The sequence below is a fragment of the Cryobacterium sp. TMT2-15-1 genome, from assembly GCF_004402345.1.
Lineage (GTDB): Bacteria > Actinomycetota > Actinomycetes > Actinomycetales > Microbacteriaceae > Cryobacterium > Cryobacterium sandaracinum.
Genome location: NZ_SOGD01000010.1, coordinates 96885 through 110660, shown reverse-complemented (window position 1 = coordinate 110660; position 13776 = coordinate 96885). Strand labels below are relative to the sequence as shown.

18 protein-coding genes are annotated in these 13776 nt (G+C 51.2%); 9 read left to right on the top strand and 9 right to left on the bottom strand.

The features are described 5' to 3' along the window. Positions 1–204: 204 nt before the first annotated feature. The 6 genes from E3O62_RS02645 to E3O62_RS02615 form a co-directional block, all read right to left on the bottom strand. Positions 205–789, bottom strand: a complete 585-nt coding sequence (locus E3O62_RS02645; protein WP_134397448.1) for a hypothetical protein — start codon at positions 787–789, stop codon at positions 205–207. 329 nt (positions 790–1118) lie between these two features. Beyond that, the gene (locus tag E3O62_RS02640; RefSeq protein WP_134397447.1) at positions 1119–1421 is read right to left on the bottom strand and encodes a hypothetical protein; all 303 of its coding nucleotides are present in this window, start codon (positions 1419–1421) and stop codon (positions 1119–1121) included. Between the two features lie 800 nt (positions 1422–2221). Next, positions 2222–2767 carry a hypothetical protein gene (locus E3O62_RS02630; RefSeq protein WP_134397445.1) on the bottom strand — a complete coding sequence of 182 codons (546 nt, stop codon included), beginning with the start codon at positions 2765–2767 and terminating at the stop codon, positions 2222–2224. Positions 2768–2803: 36 nt separating this feature from the next. Next, a complete protein-coding gene (locus E3O62_RS02625; protein WP_134397444.1) occupies positions 2804–3040 on the bottom strand; it encodes a hypothetical protein in 237 nt (78 codons plus the stop codon). Further along, positions 3040–3699, bottom strand: a complete 660-nt coding sequence (locus E3O62_RS02620) for an ERF family protein (RefSeq protein ID WP_134397443.1) — start codon at positions 3697–3699, stop codon at positions 3040–3042. Before E3O62_RS02620 ends, E3O62_RS02625 begins: the two co-directional genes overlap by 1 nt. Before the next feature lie 129 nt (positions 3700–3828). Continuing rightward, positions 3829–4131, bottom strand: a complete 303-nt coding sequence (locus tag E3O62_RS02615) for a hypothetical protein (RefSeq protein WP_134397442.1) — start codon at positions 4129–4131, stop codon at positions 3829–3831. 315 nt (positions 4132–4446) lie between these two features. Here E3O62_RS02615 and E3O62_RS02610 point away from each other — a divergent pair, with 315 nt between their 5' ends. The 3 genes from E3O62_RS02610 to E3O62_RS02600 all read left to right on the top strand — a co-directional run bounded on the left by E3O62_RS02610 (position 4447) and on the right by E3O62_RS02600 (position 6417). After that, positions 4447–5157: a replication-relaxation family protein gene (locus E3O62_RS02610; protein WP_134397441.1), complete on the top strand. Its 711-nt coding sequence runs from the start codon at positions 4447–4449 to the stop codon at positions 5155–5157. A gap of 236 nt (positions 5158–5393) precedes the next feature. After that, a complete protein-coding gene (locus E3O62_RS02605) occupies positions 5394–5993 on the top strand; it encodes a DUF3560 domain-containing protein (RefSeq protein ID WP_134397440.1) in 600 nt (199 codons plus the stop codon). Positions 5994–6084: 91 nt separating this feature from the next. After that, a complete protein-coding gene (locus tag E3O62_RS02600) occupies positions 6085–6417 on the top strand; it encodes a hypothetical protein (protein ID WP_134397439.1) in 333 nt (110 codons plus the stop codon). Positions 6418–6554: 137 nt separating this feature from the next. Here the strand turns inward: E3O62_RS02600 and E3O62_RS02595 are convergent, their stop codons facing one another. Both E3O62_RS02595 and E3O62_RS02590 read right to left on the bottom strand, forming a co-directional pair. Further along, a complete protein-coding gene (locus E3O62_RS02595) occupies positions 6555–6926 on the bottom strand; it encodes a hypothetical protein (RefSeq protein ID WP_134397438.1) in 372 nt (123 codons plus the stop codon). A gap of 692 nt (positions 6927–7618) precedes the next feature. Further along, positions 7619–8059 carry a hypothetical protein gene (locus E3O62_RS02590; RefSeq protein WP_134397437.1) on the bottom strand — a complete coding sequence of 147 codons (441 nt, stop codon included), beginning with the start codon at positions 8057–8059 and terminating at the stop codon, positions 7619–7621. A gap of 56 nt (positions 8060–8115) precedes the next feature. Between E3O62_RS02590 and E3O62_RS02585 the strand changes: the two genes are divergently transcribed. From E3O62_RS02585 to E3O62_RS02560, 5 genes are all read left to right on the top strand, one after another. After that, positions 8116–8616 (top strand): hypothetical protein, encoded by a 501-nt coding sequence (locus E3O62_RS02585; protein WP_134397436.1) that lies wholly within the window; start codon positions 8116–8118, stop codon positions 8614–8616. Positions 8617–8784: 168 nt separating this feature from the next. Continuing rightward, on the top strand, positions 8785–9318 hold the full coding sequence (locus E3O62_RS02580; protein ID WP_134397435.1) for a hypothetical protein: 534 nt from the start codon (positions 8785–8787) through the stop codon (positions 9316–9318). After that, entirely contained in the window at positions 9318–9503 is a 186-nt protein-coding gene (locus E3O62_RS02575; protein ID WP_134397434.1) for a hypothetical protein, read from the top strand. The genes E3O62_RS02580 and E3O62_RS02575 overlap by 1 nt, the downstream gene beginning before the upstream one ends. 642 nt (positions 9504–10145) lie before the next feature. Continuing rightward, positions 10146–10541: a hypothetical protein gene (locus E3O62_RS02565; RefSeq protein WP_134397432.1), complete on the top strand. Its 396-nt coding sequence runs from the start codon at positions 10146–10148 to the stop codon at positions 10539–10541. Positions 10542–10906: 365 nt separating this feature from the next. Further along, complete coding sequence (locus E3O62_RS02560; RefSeq protein ID WP_198413750.1) at positions 10907–11950, top strand: BstXI family restriction endonuclease; 1044 nt, start codon at positions 10907–10909, stop codon at positions 11948–11950. Here the strand turns inward: E3O62_RS02560 and E3O62_RS02555 are convergent. After that, positions 11924–13027 carry a site-specific DNA-methyltransferase gene (locus E3O62_RS02555; RefSeq protein ID WP_198413749.1) on the bottom strand — a complete coding sequence of 368 codons (1104 nt, stop codon included), beginning with the start codon at positions 13025–13027 and terminating at the stop codon, positions 11924–11926. The two genes, E3O62_RS02560 and E3O62_RS02555, sit on opposite strands and share 27 nt — an antisense overlap. A 157-nt stretch (positions 13028–13184) precedes the next feature. Here E3O62_RS02555 and E3O62_RS02550 point away from each other — a divergent pair, with 157 nt between their 5' ends. Next, positions 13185–13769, top strand: coding sequence for a hypothetical protein (locus tag E3O62_RS02550; protein ID WP_134397431.1), 585 nt, complete (start codon positions 13185–13187; stop codon positions 13767–13769). Positions 13770–13776: the final 7 nt, after the last annotated feature.

Sequence of the window (13776 nt, the reverse complement as noted above, 5' to 3'; positions counted from 1 at the left end):
TGGCTACAAGAATCTGCTTATCGCATAGATCACAGAAGTACCCGGCGACCTTCAATACTCTTGTTTCAGGTCGGACTCGGTATGTCACAACCAACCGCATCTTCCTGCTCGCCCAGAACATGGGTGTTGCGCTTGCTGACGTGGACAGAAGCCGAGCCTGTGTTTCAGTTTTCTATATAGGTCTTTCATTCATGAGGTCTCCGTTTAGTTGTAGCTCTTTAGTGGCATAACGACGCCGGTAACTTCCACGTCACTACTGTTTGAACGAATGACTACAGGTGTGGCCGTTCCTTCGAAGAGTTCGAGAGTGACACTATCGATACCTTTGAACGCCTTAAGTACGTTTGTAAGGAACTCAGGATTGAGCTTTACTGTCGCGATTGCAGTGTCACTTGGCGGAATAAGCTCTTTGTAATCAGGGAAGTTCCCGCTTACTTGGTGATCATTGAACACAGTGGTGTGCTCTAGGTCAGTGATGATCACACCTGACTTGGTGACGTTGGCGTAGGCGAGAACTGGTAAGAGCTTCTGTGGTTTCATCATCGGCTTCAACTTCGCAGCTGTGGCACCCGTGATGCGCACATTGTCAATGGACGGGCTTCCGTTGGTTTCGGGGTATTGATCGGCGTCCTCTGCGTGTTGGCGTACTTCGGTAAGGATGTAGCCGTCCGTTGACGCCGCAACTATTTCATCGCCGTCTCGTTTGATATCAATGACTGTCAGTAGCGGCCGAGTTTGGTCCTTGCTTACTGTGTGTAATGCGCGCAGGTGGTCTTTACTAATTAGCATTCATAGTTCTCCTGTTTAGTTGTTTGATGGGCCAGTCACGGTCCAAGCAGGGCGCGCGGTGTATAGCAATTAAGCCCGCGTGCCCTGCTTGAATCACGATGCAGGTACTAGCTGGCTCGCAGTCCAGCTAGTACCTGTGGATAACTACCAGTAGGTTACGTATTTGACAGTCCTGAACGTTGATGCGTTGCCAAGCCTTTTATGTAATGACTTGGCTTGAATGTCTAACGTTTCAGCTAATTGACAAAGTGCAATGTTGTGGTGTTATTTGGTTTGAAGATGCGACCTCTGTTGGAAGCGTCGGGGAATACATGTTGGGCGACTCGACGTTATTGCGACCTGTCGGCATTCACGATCCGGACTAGAAGCTGCGTTCCACGAACACGGCAAGTCAAACAATCGCCTTCAATGATGCGAACGCCTGGGGGAATCGACACGGAGTTGACCACAAGGCAGTTCGTGCAATAGACCGTTGCGTCGTATCGTTTCTTACCTTCGGCTGCTTTTGCGTCGAGTTGCGCCTGAAGAGCTATTGCCCGGCGTTCCTCAGCGGAGGCTCGCTCTGATTCGAGTTGAGCAAGCTTTTTGTAGTTGTTGCGGGGCTTCTTTGATGGTGTCTTCGTTTCGGTCATATGACCTCCTGTGTTTAAATAGTCGTATTGTCTTCCGAACCGCTGATCTCGTTGGGCATAGAATTTCTTGCAATGACGAGCAAGCTAATTGCGCTCGATCTACTACTCAATGCGAGACCCTCGGCAGCAGAGATTTCCGGGTCATTCGATTTTGCTAAGTCTTCTTCAGCGGCTTCGAGTAGCCCAATGTTGTTACTTGCTATCCGTGACATTTTTGACCTCCTGTGTCTTAATGGATGTATTCATGAGTGACCTGTACGACCTAAATGAGATCCTCTTCCTCGCTAAACGCGGGATGTCCGCCTCGTTCATCCGAGAAGAGCTATCGCTCAATGTCTCGCTACGGCAGATCCAGAGAATCGTTTCTAGTCGTCTTGGCCGGCGCCCGACTCGAGCTTCCATTCAGAAGCCCAACATCCTGAGGGAAAGAGTCGTCGCCTACATGGTGTCTCGTGGGCTCAACCCGAAGCTCTGTTCAAACTGTGGGCGGGCGAGCGTGAGACCGGGCTTCATACGAGCGGTCAATAATGACCTGTCACTTGATGCCCTGGTGTTCGTTGGAGCTGAGTGCACTGTGCCTGGTGATGTCTAGGCGCTTACCTTCTTGCGTCGTCGAGAGATGAATCCACCTTTGGCTGAAGCCTCTCGAAACTTCACTGGGTCTACTTCTTTGAGGTAGGCGAACCCACCTGTGTGCCCGTTGGCACCTCCGATTTTTCCAATCTTCTTATAGTGATCAGGGTCGTTAGCGAGGTTCTTGGCGGCTGCTTTCAGCCCACCCGCTTTATTACCTGCCACAGTTACTTCACCAACGCAAGTATGAACATAGCTATTAATCCGATGAGCAATAGAACGAGAGATATACGGTGCGAGTTCACGGCGTACTCGACGTTTCTAACTCGTTTGTGTAGCACGGTGATTCGACCGTTGATTGCTCCGTCTATCAGCTCAAGCTCTGTACGTGTAGGAGTAGCTTCAAGCTTCTCTAACTCGGCTGCAAGTCTGGTCTCTTCCTGATCTATATACTTCTCACGTACCGCCAAGTCATATGCTTTCATGCGGTCCTCACCTGTGAGCGGTGAGAGGCCAGCTGCTTTTGCTCGTGCATAACGTGCCTTGGTTGACTGTGAAACAGTAGGCGATGTCGCACGTTTGCTTCGTACTGGCTTAGGAGCTTTAACCCCGGCTAAGTAGTTTCCCCAGGTGCCCGCCATATTGATGGAGTTAACCGAAGAGGCACTAACCCCATACTCCTTAGAGATGTCCGCTTGGAGGCGGGTGGTATTTTTGAGTTCACGCTTGATTGCTAAGAACTTGATTCGTTTGATTTTTCGTGGTCGTCCCATATTGAGTTGTTCCTTGGGCTATAGCCCATTATTTATTTAGAAGGGCATGCCTGCGGGATAGCGCTCGGCGCACATCCGACAGAGGTTGATGCCCTTGATGCTCGTTACGTAGGTGGTGTCGAGGCAGTTCTTGCAAGTGCCTTCGCTGTAGCCATCTGCTACCAATTTGTCGTGCTTTTGTTCGGCTTCCATGATGTCGCCTTCGGCTTTCATGTCCTCTTCGAAGGGGTTGTCATCGTTGCTGCGGAAGGAAGAAAGGCTGTCGTCATTCATTAGAGAGTCCCTTCATCATTCGGTGCTTCAGCCGCTTCATTCTCTAGTTGGTCCATTACCAGGTCAGCTTCATCGAGTGTGTCGATAGTGCTGTGCTTGAGAACTCTCACGATGAATGCCTTCTTGCCGACTGCGGTTCCATAGCCTTGTACCTCAAGCTCATCGAATATCTTCTTCTTTGCTCGGGCTAGAACATCTTCTTTCGGCTCTTCGGGATCATTCGGTGCAGATTGCTCTGGAGGATTTGGTGCGCCCGCTGCCTTACCGTCATCATCCACTTCTGTGGCTATGCCCAACGCTGCACCTAAGGCGTAACGCTTGTAGTAGGTGAACTGTGAACCAGCATCCTGAGCGCTCTTACCATTGGTGTTGATGTCCAGTAGTGAAGCCTTATGCTCCCCTGAGTCATGCCACACGATCGTTTCAAGCTGTGTCCATCCATCTTTTCCGCCACTCAGCTCCTGTGTCACTGCGAGTCCGTTAGCCATCATTGGCTCCCGGATGGCTGTAAATATATCGGCAAGATCAGCAAACTTGTAGCTGTACTTACCAGCGTCGGCAGTCTTGTTCTTAGGGATGATCGGCACTACACCTTGGAACTTGACCAGGGCTGATGCTAGCTTCGCTAGGTTTGGTTTCTCTACGCTATTGTTGGCCATACGAATCCTTGTGCTGCTGCTTTAAGCATCTGCTTTACATGTTGACGTGGTGTGGTGAAGTCTCTGCGGTTAGCAATGTGAACTTGGTCATTGTCAGCCAAGCGACGTGCGACACGCGCTCTGGTGGCCTTAGACGGTGTGACTACTCCGTGACGACTTATCTTTACTGTTTGCATGGCGATTGTTCTCCTTAGTTAGTTGGATGACTCGTTGGTTGAGTCGGCGGCGTACCTCTGTGAAGTAGGCGCTTCGTTGTGTGGCTAGGTTGCTGTTGAGTGTTGCGAATCCAATTTTTCGCCCACACTCGTTTGATACCTCGACCGCGATTTCCTTGGCTGCTTGCAGATAAATGGGGTTCCATTTATCCGTCTTTGTTTCTAGGCGGGTGCCGTATTGCTTACTGGGAAATACCCAGTTGGTTGCATCGTTCATGTGTAAATCCTTCTATGGCGTTTCCTCCTTGATATTGATGCTTTTGTAGCCGGTCAACTGCTGTCACGCTTTATATATTGAATGCGTCGCGTTTACCTGTGACGTATTATGAGCCATTGCTAGCAATAGTCAATACTTTTATTTGTGAATAGTTGCTACTACCTGTGGACAACTTCAACGCTTATCTGGGGGCTACTTTCTTGGTGTTCTTCTGGCTGTCCCTCTGATGTCATTTTCGCGGTACGCCGAAACGCCACCAGGACAGGGGAAAACCGCTGATTGACATGCGTACTACGTTCCCGCATAGTCACATATATGCTGACCCTCGATCGTGACCGCCAAATCATCCTCTCCGTGGACCGCTTCGGCCAGCTCGCAACGGCCCACATTGCCCAGCTCCATTTCGCCGACCTCACCCCGAAGCCAATGCAACGTGCTTTAACCCGCCTGGTTGAACGTAAGTACCTGGCACGTATTGAACGGCGCATGGTGGGTGGTACGGGTGCGGGGAGTGGGCAATACGTCTATCAACTGGGTTCGGCGGGGTGGAAGCTTGTCGGTCGTGTTGGGAAGTACTGGCCGTTTAGGACGGTGAACTATCACACGCTAGCTATTGCCGATTCATATATGGAACTACTAGCCCTAGAGCGTGAGAAGCGCATTGAGATTCTTGGGTTCACTACGGAGCCAGATACGTGGCTAGATATTGCGGGTGCTGACTTACGCCCTGACATGTTTATAGAAGTTCGCCAGGTATTTGAGAAGAAGAGTCTGAGCCTGTGGGTTGAGATTGACATGGGTACGGAACGGCAGAAAGCCTTGAAAGATAAGTTAGCGAGATACTGGCACGCATATCAACATGCGGATGCCGACAAGCTTCCAGTGTTCCCCCTGGTTCTATTCCTTGCCCCAGACCTCAAGAGAGCGCGTGAGATACGTTGGTTGATTGATAACGGGCCAAAGGAGGGGCAGCCATTATTCTTGGTTTCTACGGTGTCTGAGTACGCAGGGCTTATCTTTAGTTGATGTATATTTCGCAACGAAATAGTGTTGCCTATTTACGACCAAAGGCGCATAATAGTAACAGTTCGAAAGAGCATATAACTAAACAGGAACAACGCCATGAATACAGTCCCACTAAACGGTGCAGACGCTCACGTAGTAGCAAAACTAATTGGGGGCACACTTATACTCTGGAAAATCACAGACGACGAAGCGATGATTTCCGGCGGTGACTTATTCCTGCTTGAGGTAGTAGCGTAATGAACGACTATCGTACTCGCCGTCTAGCCCGTGCAGGCCGCCTCAGGGAATGGGCAGATAAACGTGCGCAAAAAGCGGAAGCCTCTTACAAAGCGTCGAACGCACTAACAGAGGGTATGCCACTAGGCCAACCGATTCTTATAGGGCATCATTCCGAGGGCGCTCATCGACGTCGCATAGCACGCGTTGATTCTCACATGAGTTCTGTCGTAGAGAACTCAAACAAAGCCGAAGAGATGCGCCAGAAGGCGGACAACATTGAAGCCGCCGATGCACGTGCAATCTTCTCAGATGATGAAGATGCTATTGCGCGCTTAGATGAACGCATCTCTGAAGCCACTGCTAAGAGAGTTGTAATGACGGCATTCAACAAGACAGCTCGCAAGGGAACGCCCGATTATGATTTGCTCACTGATGAACTGACCAATTCTTACGTTGACTACTACGTGTATAGCAGTATCAAGAAAGGTGAGCCCTTCCCTTCGTTTGCAATGAGCAACCTGGGTGCGAATACACGCCGCCTACAAAAACGGCTGGATGGCCTCAAGCGTGAGCAAAGTGCAAAAAATGCGCATTGCTTAACAGGCGCGCAGTCATGAGCGCTCTACAAAAATGCTCCAACTGTAGTTTCGTGTTTTCTGAGGGCTACTGCTACTGGTCCAACTGGGCTGTAGCTCTAGAGGTCGCAGCATGAGCCTCATCCCAGTCGAGAACCTAGACATGGGTGCGGGGCATGGAATAAGTGCGAGCTTCCTTCGTGAGATAAACCGGGTGTACGACAACATGCCTGAAGCTGAGCAGAACGACTTGGCTAAACGATTCAATACTTACGCGTTAGCACGCCGCAGGCTCCCTGGTGCAGTGGATCTGCTGTCTTCTGGTCGGTTCGCTTTTGATGCTGCCACCCGTCTGATTCCATACGACTACGCTGAGACCCACCTAACTGGATACATCGCAGAGTTGCGAACGGTAGCAGCCGACTTTGAAAAGTACGCTCGAGATTTGACCAGGGTTTTTGGGTGATAATAAGCACACCGTGGGGACCGACTCAAACAAAAACGGGGGAGATACTCGACCTCTCCCGTTTATCTCGTCCACCTAGGCGCACCAGGCACAACCGCCCAGTACGGCAGTACTACCCAAGTAGCCGGCCTCAGCCCCTAAATGACCTGGTTATCTGTCTTAGCGGTTGCTTCGTTGTCGCGGGCGCGCTTCTTCTCTTCTCGTAGGAGAGCAGCCTTACGCATATATTGACCAAGTTGGATGCCATAGTCTGGTGTCCATTTTTTGGTGTCGCTCTTACGGTCGTAATCTATAGCGCTCTGAGGGCGTGGTCCTTCTGGTGGGACTGTATGCCATTTACCTGTCAGGCCGAGGAGGTCATTACTGTGTTTGTTTTGCCCATTCATATCTGGGCAGTATTGTGCGGTAAGCCAAGCGGTTTGGCAATAGTGACTTATACCCCCGACCATGTTGCGGACGTGCGCAATATGGTTATCCACAGAAAGACCTAGATTGTCCACATACAGCATTCAATCGTCATTGACTATATGACGGAAATCTGACATAGTGATGGACAGCAAACATCTTAGTCGGTGCTTGCTCCTGAAGAACCTATAGGGGGTTGACTTCTAACACTAAAGCCTCATAATAAATGATGACTAAGATGTTTAGAGCGCTCCCTAACCGGGGCGCTCTTCTTGTATCTGTCTAGGGACGGTTTCCTACACCGACTTGGGGACGTAAAACAGCCAAGTAAATAAAGGGAACATGGCTATCCGTATGGCTTGTAATACGGAAGGTGCGTCAATAATGACCAGCACATTAACAATTCAGTTGTAGTTATAGATGGCAGTGAGCCGTGACCTATCTCGAGTGGGGTAAGTAAATACTAGTTGGGGCGTGCAAAGCGTCACACGGCTCTCTACTGTCTATAACAATTGAAGGTAACTGACCGGGCGCATTTGCTGGCGTTGCAACGTCTGACAATTCTTATGGTGAAATGAACTGATGCATCAGTTCTGGAGTCCATAGCGCTCGGCCACATACCTTCAATACCCATTTCTAATTACCTCGAATTCGATGGAATTAGCTTCAGGGGAATACACAACAGCAAGGAACATCAATGTCATTCCAATTTACACGAATCGGTGGGAATTAGAATTGAACACCTCGCACATGTCAGAGTCCCCCTGAGCGGTTACGTTCAAAAAAGGGGGACCACTTAGGGTTGGTTCCGCGGCGAAACCTCTGCGACCCAGCCCGACAAAAAGAAGACTGTGAAGCTAAATGCAAGGATGATGGCCGCAAGTCCAACACCAAAGACGATTTCCCGTACCTTGGGTGGAAGCCCAGATGTGAGTCGAGCAAACAGAACAACCGCACCTAGGAATGCCGCCAGTAAGAAACAGAGCCCTGATATCCACAGAGCGCTCAGTCCGATACTTAGAAGAACATCCGGTTGGCTAATCCAACCAAGGGCCGCCGCAATCCCAAGACCGACCAGGGCGATGACGCCCGCAGCGATTGATGCTGAGATGGTGCGCGTCGTTACGTCCTTCCAGAATGACTCATCAAAGCGCCAGGTCTTGGTCCAGCCCATGTACTGAACTATCCATATCGATTGCTTGGTCTTAACTGGTTCTGGGCTTTTTACGTTGGTCACCGGACAAGAGTAGTGGCCTACTTGACACCAAGAACGCGGAAGCTCACATTGGGCGCATGGAATTGCCAGTCACAATTTGGAAATCCTGGGTCGGATATTTCTGGATACTTCTCGTAGGTCTGACAGTGGCAGCAATACCTTGGGCCGGGATATTCACACTCGGTTACTCTGGTGACCTGGATGAGACTTCGTTCTGGATGTTAGTAATCACAAGCATCCTCGTACTCGTCGTAATGGTGGAACGCCTCTATGTCTACAACCTGAGCTACATCACGCTCACAAAGGATGGGATCAAGGCCGAGAACTGGTCCTCACTGTTTCATCAAGTAGATGCCGAAACTGAATGGCTAAGGGTCCAGGACGTTGCTATACATACGAACAATCTATTCTCCCTGCTCTTTAGCTTCGGAACAGTCACCATTCAAACAGCAGGCACCGGGCAAGAGATGCGCATGACTATGGTGCCGAATGTCGAAGCACTAAGAGATGTCATTTCACAGCTTGCAGACCAGGCGACAGGTGAAGACTCTGTGGAGTTATCCACAACTAACGCATAAGAATAGTGTTGACTATTTCAACCTATAAGCGCATATTTCCTCCAGTGTTACGACACAGCAATTAAACAACTCGAAACTGCGCATGGAAGTTAGTGGTTAATCCACCCACACCACCTACTAGCTTCCTTGTGCGAATTTGAGTTCATAACTAAATACAGGAGAAACGCCATGCGAATCAAAGCAAACCGAACCATCAAACCTAAAGCCATTGTCATAGTAGGAGTTGTCCTCTTACTGTTGGCCGGCTACCTCGCATTCATGGCGTGGACATTCAAGACCACTTCAGACGAGACGCGTACTCAATCCACTAGCCGCCAATCAAGTGTCAGCCAGGCAGTCTCACCATCCGAACCTGTAATCGAAGAGGCAACCACGGTTGAACTAGAAACGCCTGTCGTAACTGAACAACCAGCTCCATCACCAACAGCCAGGACAGCACCAGCCGAAACGATTCCAACTCCTGCTGCTACTCAACACTCCGTTGCAATGAGCGCAGCAGGTATCGCAGAGTCCGACCACGAGATAGCCGAGAGCATCGTGTTCATCGGCTCCGACTGGAACCTCTTCTACTGTGTCGCGGGACAGCTCGCCATGACCGCGACAGAGCCATCTGCTCGCCTCGGGGTAGTAAACCGCTACGTCATCAACAACTACGGCACTTGGTCCGCTGCACAAGCTCAAGCAGCTAAGGGGCAGTGGTAGTGAGTGAGTACCTACCAGTACCCGACCAAGAGCCAGCTGACGTCACCAAGCTCTCTGAAGACCAGCTACTCGACATAACAGCTGACATTGAAACTGCGCTCACTCCACTAGGTGAACAAGCCTTTGAGGAATACATGCGGCGCCAGGGCAAGAAGATCAACCAGGCCATTGAGGGCTCGCTATGAGTATGACTGATGAAGAAATCCGAATGGATTACCTGGTTGGCGTGGGCTTCCCGATTAAAGATGCCCGTCGGTACATTGTGGAACATTCAGACGGCGACTTGATGGTGGGGGAGGCGTTTGCAATCTTGGGCCAGCGATCGAAGGAATTTAATGAACCACTGTATAAAGGCCTAACTCCATTCAGGAAGTTCGTCTACAACCTACGCATGAGGTTCCACTTCTAATGGACTTCTCCTGCATCGTCTGCGAAACCGTATTCAAGCGCTACAGCACCATTCAAACGCGCTGTAGAGAGTGCGCGGCCATAAAGCTGCAAGGTAAGGCCCCGAAGCCTCGAACGCCCCTCAAGCGCAGCCAAAAGCCCGTCAAACAAAGAGGCAAGGCAGCCAAGCAATGGGACATCTTCCGCGACAAGGTAGCTCGCCCATATCTCGACAATAAGTACGGGATGCAATGCACCGACTGTGGTGTCTACCCACCGAAGAAGGAAGACGGCACTTACTACCGGCATGACGTCGACCACGTAATAGGTAAGGGCTCACACCCAGAGCTCAAGTTCGATGTAACTAACCTCGCTTACCGTTGTAGAAATTGCCACATTCAAAAAACTGGTGTTCCTCAGTGGACTCCGAGGGTGTCGGCATGATGGATAACGAACTATTTGGGCTATGTAAGGAAGTCTATGGAGCAACTGAATGGGGCTTGCATATAGCCGACCAACAACTGGCTTCATACGAAAAGTACATTTGGTTCTATCGTGATGACGGTTTAATTACAGACGAGCCAATTTATAACACAAGTTTCCAGAACCCAACGCCTCTTTACACCTCCGACTACCTACTAGAGAAGTTACCAAAAGAGCGAGGCGATGAAGAGCGTACGTATCTGACTTTAGACATCAACCCATTTGGAGATTGGTCTGCATACTATTCAGACGGTCAAGGTGGAAGCTCTATTTATATCGGCATTCACAACACCGCACTCAAAGCCCTCCTAAAGCTCACGCTAGCGTTGCATGCAGCGGGCGAACTCAAGTAGTGCTTGCGCCATCGAACACTGACTGGTACGTGCTCTACGAAGGCGACGACCCACTGGGAGTAGGGACACCCGAAGAGTTGGAAGCATCTTTCGGTATTCCAGCTCACATGATTGTCTATTACTCGTATCCATCAGCTCAGGCACGGGCAATGAAAAACGGTGCGATCAAACGGCTCATCTCTGTGCGAGTGAAGCAGAGCGAGCTACATGTACAGCCGAAGTGATTTGAGCGCCTGGTTTGTAGAGCAGCCGGCTGCGTCTTCTGGTTCATCTACATCAATAACTATTTAGGTGCAATTTAAAACCCCTCGAACGGGGTTAGCATTGCACACCCTTAGAGTGCCATCCCCCGGTAGCTTTAACGCGTGCCTCCTAAAACGCGTATTCCCGCCCTTCCAAGCTTCGTGAACCGGAAGCTCTATAAGACCGGTCAAACTCGCGGCGCTGACATGAAACAGATCTATCAGAATCGCGTTAGTCGAAACAGCACCGTCCTGATCCCGTTTTCAGATTGGGAAGAATGCAGGGAGCCAGCGCCCGGTGAGAAGTATGAAAATGGTTTCATCGTTCTTCTTCAACCGTCCTGGTATTTCGAAACGCAAGATGCTGACGGTGTCCTTGCAAAGGAAGGACTCGAGCTAGGAGTGAACGCACTGCTTTACTATCAGCGGCGTTCGGACTGGAACCACTACACCAATTACGGGACCGGACCGTTGCCCAACGGGAAGCTATTTCGTCCTGCCAACGCGCGACAAGGCGACCTCGACGGTATCTACGTCGCCCGTATCCATGGGACCACGGCTACTGAAGGTGTCGCGCAACTCGTGCACGGCTTCAACGAGACTTCCAGTCGCGGCGCTGGCATCAGGGTCTATGAATATGCTTCGAACGAGAACCTCGAACATACTCGCCTTCAGCTCGAAGCGCTTCTTTGGCTCTGTGAAGACGCGGTAGACGCACTAACGGATGCTGGTATGGACCGTAAGGACGCGGAAGCACGCCGAATCCTTCAGTTGAGTAATGCGGATGCCGCCGGGTTGTTAGACCTAGACCGTTTAGAGAAGATCCGCATGATTGATGGTGAGCACAGGACTGTTTGTCCCTTGTGTCTTATTCGCATCCCTGCGGCGGACTATCTGAAGCTTACAGTCCAAGCTGAAGGCCGTGAAGTCGAAGATCTTACGACCACCGAAGTCAGCCTCTTTCATATTCAAGAACTACGTGTCGGAAAGCTTGAGCACCGCCCCTACAACCTTGGCTGGGGTCATCACTTCTGCAATGTGGTCGTTAAGGATGCCGGTCTCATACCAACCCTTCAGTGGATGAAAGGCGTTCTCGACAACAACGGCGATAGCTGGGAGGCTATCGCGGAGGTTGCCGAGTCAATCGAAGAGGGCGTTGGAGACTAGTTCGAATGATCTTTGAGGCGCTTGTTTTACTGAACGCCGAGGGATGGCTTCTTCCGCGAGTGGTTCGACCTGTGCCAGGTCGCGAGTAATACGTTCTGCCCAGTCTTCTTCTATGTCCATACAGACGGCGAGACGCTCGAGTTCTAGAGCAGCTACACCAGTCGAACCCGAACCGGCAAAGCAGTCGAGCACGACGTCGCCGGGGTAGCTTGACGCGGTGATGATGTGCCGCAGCATGTCGATCGGCTTCTCCGCTGGGTGCTTCCCCTTATAAGGACGCACGCTCATGAAATTCCACACGTCTGTGAACTCAACGCCCCCATGGACGTTCATGGGCCGAATGATGTCCTCGTAGGGAAGCATCGCTTCAACTCCACGGCTCTCAAGTGCGGCAACTATCAGTGCATACTGCGCCCGACTCGGAATGTTGCGCCCCGCTTCCCAATTCGCAACGGCACCACCATGATTCACTTTTCCGTACGCGCCAGTTATCTCAGTTAGCTCTTTGCCAGAGATTCGAGCTGCTTTCCGGCACTGAGTTAGATACTCACCCATCAATGACTTACGGTTTGCGTTGATGTCGCCGTATGAGCCATGTTCGAACACCAAAATGCGCTCGGAATGCGGGTACCAGGTGCGTAACTGCTCCTTGTTCATCTTCCCCTTCCATCCGTCGTAGCCCGGAAGGTTTGGCTTCGTCCACGTAACGTGATTTATCGGACGCACATACTTCGACATCATCACTTCAAGTCGTGCGGACATCTCAGCTGAGCAGAAAACGTACAGCGTCCCGCTCGGGCGCAAGATTCGCTTCCACTCAACGGCGAACTGCTCCATCCAGTCGAGGAAGTGCTCGTCCTCTTGGAATGCCTTGTCGCCGTAAATGTTCCCCTTTTTGGTGGAATGATACGGGGGATCAGTCAGAATTAATGAGACGGATGCGTCGGGGAGCCGCTTCAGCAATTCAAGGGAGTCGCCGAGCGCCACTGTCGAATGCGGGGTAGATCCGGTGACGTGCTCAGCCAGTGAGAGGGTGATCGCTTCAAAATCGCGAAGTCGAGATGTGGAGTATGACACCGGATAATCCTACCGATGCTCACCTGTCACGCCGCGTAAAATCTCTCTGACGCATCATCAACACCACCAAACCGTGGACGCGAAGTAGCGCCGCAGGCCGGACGCAATTTTTCTAAGTGACGTGCGCTCGGTTCTCGCTCGGCGCTAGGCTCGCGCCATGGATTTCGGAAGCGTCGCAGATTGGCTAGCCGCCGTGGGCACGGTCGGGACGCTGTTATTGGGGCTCATTATTCTTGATCACGATCATCAACGTCAGCGCCGTCAGGAAGCGGACCAAGTATTGACATGGTTTGAGGGCGGTCACCGGGTGTTCACCGGAAGCATCTTCGATCGTGAATGGACCAGGCAGCGCTTCCTCAAGCGACGTAGCCACAACTTTTCTGAGGTGGTTTCTAAACGGGTGCTGCATATTCACAACACGGGACCCAACCCAATCCGGATGCTTTATGTTTACAGGCAGGACCCGAGAGAAGGCTGGGTTGCGGTGGCGGTTATCCACCGGAATTACTTCGCGGGGCGTGGTCACGATCAGCAGGCGGCAATATGGCTGCCAACCTACGCCATGCCGACGCGCATCGGCTTCATAGATTCCAGGGGGCAGAAGTGGGTGCGTGACGTCGGTACCGGTAAATACCTTTCTAAAAGGCAGACAAAAAGATTCTCGCCTCCCTACGATTTTGAGTACGAGGAAAAATGGAGCGGACTAAGAGGGCTCTTCACAAAACTGCGCCAGTGTGTATAAATAGACG

Excerpts from the sequence above, each read along its gene's own strand:
- E3O62_RS02610 (WP_134397441.1), top strand. The coding sequence starts at position 4,447 with ATGCTGACCCTCGATCGTGACCGCCAAATCATCCTCTCCGTGGACCGC.
- E3O62_RS02600 (WP_134397439.1), top strand. The coding sequence starts at position 6,085 with ATGAGCCTCATCCCAGTCGAGAACCTAGACATGGGTGCGGGGCATGGA.
- E3O62_RS02645 (WP_134397448.1), bottom strand. The coding sequence starts at position 789 with ATGCTAATTAGTAAAGACCACCTGCGCGCATTACACACAGTAAGCAAG.
- E3O62_RS02640 (WP_134397447.1), bottom strand. The coding sequence starts at position 1,421 with ATGACCGAAACGAAGACACCATCAAAGAAGCCCCGCAACAACTACAAA.
- E3O62_RS02625 (WP_134397444.1), bottom strand. The coding sequence starts at position 3,040 with ATGAATGACGACAGCCTTTCTTCCTTCCGCAGCAACGATGACAACCCC.
- E3O62_RS02565 (WP_134397432.1), top strand. The coding sequence starts at position 10,146 with ATGATGGATAACGAACTATTTGGGCTATGTAAGGAAGTCTATGGAGCA.
- E3O62_RS02615 (WP_134397442.1), bottom strand. The coding sequence starts at position 4,131 with ATGAACGATGCAACCAACTGGGTATTTCCCAGTAAGCAATACGGCACC.
- E3O62_RS02630 (WP_134397445.1), bottom strand. The coding sequence starts at position 2,767 with ATGGGACGACCACGAAAAATCAAACGAATCAAGTTCTTAGCAATCAAG.
- E3O62_RS02595 (WP_134397438.1), bottom strand. The coding sequence starts at position 6,926 with ATGCTGTATGTGGACAATCTAGGTCTTTCTGTGGATAACCATATTGCG.
- E3O62_RS02585 (WP_134397436.1), top strand. The coding sequence starts at position 8,116 with ATGGAATTGCCAGTCACAATTTGGAAATCCTGGGTCGGATATTTCTGG.
- E3O62_RS02550 (WP_134397431.1), top strand. The coding sequence starts at position 13,185 with ATGGATTTCGGAAGCGTCGCAGATTGGCTAGCCGCCGTGGGCACGGTC.
- E3O62_RS02620 (WP_134397443.1), bottom strand. The coding sequence starts at position 3,699 with ATGGCCAACAATAGCGTAGAGAAACCAAACCTAGCGAAGCTAGCATCA.
- E3O62_RS02605 (WP_134397440.1), top strand. The coding sequence starts at position 5,394 with ATGAACGACTATCGTACTCGCCGTCTAGCCCGTGCAGGCCGCCTCAGG.
- E3O62_RS02580 (WP_134397435.1), top strand. The coding sequence starts at position 8,785 with ATGCGAATCAAAGCAAACCGAACCATCAAACCTAAAGCCATTGTCATA.